This is a genomic window from Paenibacillus cremeus (assembly GCF_007786445.1).
GTDB lineage: Bacteria > Bacillota > Bacilli > Paenibacillales > NBRC-103111 > Paenibacillus_G > Paenibacillus_G cremeus.
This window is the reverse complement of sequence record NZ_VNJI01000126.1, coordinates 1-1468: the sequence shown is the minus strand read 5'-3', so window position 1 is coordinate 1468 and position 1468 is coordinate 1. Positions and strand designations below refer to the sequence as shown.

Genomic DNA, 1468 nt, shown 5'->3' with positions numbered 1-1468 from the left:
CCCTGTGGAGAGCCGACTACCGTTTCATGGAACTGATCATCTTCCATGACTCCTGCGGTAAGCCATCCGCGAATGAGCGTCAGCACTTTACCATCGGTTATTCGTTCACGGACCTTTTCCATCAGCATGTCATGTGGAATTTCATCGAAAAAGGACATGATGTCAAGGTCGACCACATAGTCGTATCCGCCGCGCTTTGCTCGCCGAATCGTATTTATTGCTTGGTGTGCGGAGTATCCGGGTTGGAATCCAAAGCTGTAGTAGTAGAAGTCTTGCTCAAAGATCGGCTCGATGATTTGGCGTACAGCCTGTTGGCATACACGATCCCGGATTGTGGGAATGCCTAACGGTCTTAACTTACCGTTTTCCTTCTCGATGAAGTGCCGCCTGACAGGATCGGGTTTATACCAATCTTGTTGCAGTAGCCTTTGAATTTCTCTTAGGTTCAAGCTCACGTTCTTCTCGAACATGGCAATACTTACCCCATCGATTCCACCGCTTCCATGATTCTTCCTTACTGACAGCCACGCTTCGTACAAATTGTCAATTTGGTATACTTTGTCGATCAAGGAATAGTATCGTCGTTTCGGTTTCATTGGTGTTTCACCACCTTTACCACTACTCACCAAGCTGATCTTGTTCTCGCTACAGATGATCGATTCCTTGCTCGTTCCACCCTGCTCAGTTGCGTGTTAGGCTTTCGCCAATCGCTTCAGCTTTGCAGCGTGTACTCAGGTCGCCGGCAGTCCTCTATCCTTTGACGTTCTTTCGTCATCGGCGGGGCACGCCCTCTTGGTACTGCCCCTTCTGTTTAAAGCGCTTACGATCTCCACTCACTCGAACTCACAGACTTTGACGAAGCACGTCCCCTTTGCCTCTGTCTTCCCTCTTTTGGAGTGGAAGCAGGTTATGCGACTCGCCATTTTCAAAGCTTACAAGTGCTTCAAAAAAAAATCCGCGCATACTCATCCAAGTTTTATCCTCCAGTCTGTTACCAGCTTTCATCGGCTCGGACTTACTCGCTACTACGGAACGATCCGCCATCTCGCAGCTCATCGGTTTGGCTTTCCCCTTCGGGTTATACCTTCCCTACCTCATCCGCGTTTGCGCTGAGGGGGCTACGAGACTTCCCTCAGTTATCTGCACCCTCTATTCAATCCATCCTGACCCTAATCACGTCGATAAGCCTTGCAGGTCATATCCCTTTCCTGTTTTCCTGCAAGATGTGCTTATTTGCACAGATTTCCCCGTTTGTCTGGCGGGTCACCCAACATCGCCGCCACCTCTGGTTCACCGCATTCCGGGCTGGACTTTGCCTGCAGACCCTTCAGATTCTCCTTCACAGGAGACACCCTGTCAGTCCTTCCTCCTCCGGAGGGTCGGACCTTTACTTCGGCTACGGCACTTTAAAGGGTAAAGTTACCGGGTGGATTTGAACCACCTAGATTGTGCGACTGTGAGGCGCACA

General features: G+C 50.3%; 2 protein-coding genes. Both read right to left on the bottom strand.

Annotated elements, in window-relative coordinates; genetic code table 11:
- Positions 1-596: reverse transcriptase domain-containing protein (locus FPZ49_RS35110; protein WP_222430019.1), on the bottom strand; the 596-nt coding region annotated here is incomplete at its 3' end.
- A gap of 247 nt (positions 597-843) precedes the next feature.
- Complete coding sequence (locus tag FPZ49_RS35105) at positions 844-1056, bottom strand: hypothetical protein (protein WP_144855372.1); 213 nt, start codon at positions 1054-1056, stop codon at positions 844-846.
- Positions 1057-1468 lie beyond the last annotated feature (412 nt).

Bases quoted from the DNA above. Each gene is read 5' to 3' on its own strand.
- FPZ49_RS35105 (WP_144855372.1), bottom strand. From the start codon at position 1,056: ATGAGCTGCGAGATGGCGGATCGTTCCGTAGTAGCGAGTAAGTCCGAG.